Source organism: Bacillus sp. JST-5 (genome assembly GCF_057747715.1).
In genome coordinates this window covers 1-1,463 of the sequence record NZ_JBYLHW010000147.1, presented here as the reverse complement: position 1 = coordinate 1,463, position 1,463 = coordinate 1, and the positions used below count along the sequence as shown (strand labels likewise).

The 1,463-nt window shown below is 35.9% G+C and carries 1 protein-coding gene; it reads left to right on the top strand.

Annotated elements, in window-relative coordinates; all coding sequences use genetic code 11:
* Positions 1-122 precede the first annotated feature (122 nt).
* Complete coding sequence (locus tag AC3ASS_RS14195; RefSeq protein WP_488284156.1) at positions 123-1,346, top strand: ISL3 family transposase; 1,224 nt, start codon at positions 123-125, stop codon at positions 1,344-1,346.
* Positions 1,347-1,463 lie beyond the last annotated feature (117 nt).

The following is a 1,463-nucleotide window of genomic DNA, read 5'->3' as shown; positions in this document are numbered from 1 at the left end:
TGGCTCTATACTAAATTTTGGGGTTTAAGAACAAATTGAAAGCAAAAAAGAAGCACGCATACTCCAATTTCTCTTATACTTGAATTGCCGAGAAACAAGAAAAAGAGAGGAGAAGCGTGCAAATGAATCATAACATATTTATCCCTGGTTTAGAAGATGTAATGATTACTAAAATGGATAAGGTGGAAGACCGGATCGCTATTTATGTGGAAATGGAAGTGAGATCTCATAAGTGTCCGGGTTGTGGAGAAAAAACTCGTAGAATCCATGATTATCGAATACAAAAAATTAAGCATTTAAAGTGGTTTGAACGGTTAAGTTATATATTCTACAAGAAACGAAGATATAAATGTGAGGCTTGCGGTAAAAGATTTTATGAGGAGAATACCTTTGTTGAACGTTATAAGAGATTCACAAAGGAATGGAATCAAGCAGTCAATATTAGAAGTATCAAAGCTAAAACTTTTAAAGAAATTGGTGAACAATTTGGTGCCTCTACATCGACGATTATACGGAGATTTGACCATTTAGCTAAAAAAGAATTGGAGGATATACAAGAACTCCCACGAATGATTGCCATTGATGAATACAAGGGAGATACAAAAGAAGGGAAGTATCAACTGATCATCGCCAATGGAGAAACGAAAGAACCGATTGATATCCTGCCGAATCGAAGAAAAAAAACCATTAGTAACTACCTAAGAAAATATGGGGCAAAAGTAGAAATCGTGGTAATGGATATGAGCCATTCCTTTAAAGCAGCCGTAAAAAAAGCCCTTAACCGACCGATTATCGTGGCCGATCGCTTTCATTTTTGCCGCTATATTTATTGGGCACTAGATGGAGTTCGAAGAAGAGTCCAATCAGCTTGGGGAGACTATGATCGAAAGAAATGTAAAAAGATGAGGCATGTGTTTTACAAGAATAGCGAGAACCTTACCGAAAAAGAGCGTTGGTATTTAGATAGATATTGTCAGATGTCAGAAGAATTAAAAGTGGCTTATCAATTAAAAGAGGAATTTTGCCAGTGGTTGAAACAAGCGAAACAAAATGGGTGTGAAAAGGTCGCTCAAACCAAAGAAAAGTTATATGAGTATTATGATTATGCATTAGTGGAAAAATCAGGTTTACCTGAATTTAAAAAAAGCATTCAAACGCTTAAAACCTGGCAAATAGAAATATTAAATAGTTTTGTATATGACTTATCGAATGGATTTTTAGAAGGAATCAACAATCATACAAAAGTAATCAAACGCAATGCATTTGGTTTTAGAAATTTTAGAAGGTCTCGTGCAAGAATATTACTTTCACATAAGTATAAGGAATTTGGAGCACATGTTGGATAAGGGGAGAACCTTTTCATTCCCTCTGAATCGTAGGATGGAAAAAATTCCATCCTACGATTCAGAGGCCACCAAACGAAAGCGCGGTAGCCCCTAAACCCCAACATTTGACATAGAACC

Coding starts and splice junctions, on each gene's coding strand:
- AC3ASS_RS14195 (WP_488284156.1), top strand. CDS start 123: ATGAATCATAACATATTTATCCCTGGTTTAGAAGATGTAATGATTACT.